Source organism: Pseudomonas sp. HY7a-MNA-CIBAN-0227, assembly GCF_040310325.1.
Lineage (GTDB): Bacteria > Pseudomonadota > Gammaproteobacteria > Pseudomonadales > Pseudomonadaceae > Aquipseudomonas.
Genome location: NZ_JBEOPT010000222.1, coordinates 1 through 258, shown reverse-complemented (window position 1 = coordinate 258; position 258 = coordinate 1). Strand labels below are relative to the sequence as shown.

General features: G+C 46.9%; 1 protein-coding gene. It reads right to left on the bottom strand.

The annotated features are described in order from the left end of the window. Positions 1-258, bottom strand: a 258-nt coding sequence (locus AAEZ06_RS27670) for a cbb3-type cytochrome c oxidase subunit I (RefSeq protein ID WP_350617328.1), incomplete at both ends; no start/stop codon positions are given.

Here is a 258-nt window from a genome sequence, read left to right as displayed (position 1 = left end):
GCATAGACCAATGCTCATAGCCTTCATAACCTAAGACCACTAATGGCACCACTTCTAACGCACTGAATGATGCACCGATTGCCATCACCGGTGTGGTCGTGCCGGAATAATACAAATGATGGAATGTGCCTGGTACACCGCCAAGCAGGAATAGCGCGGCAGAGGCAATAGAGCTGGCTGTGGCGATTTTCTTATTCACCAAGCCCAAGTTATAAAAAATAAAAGCAAGCGAGACCGTAGCGAATACTTCAAAGAAAC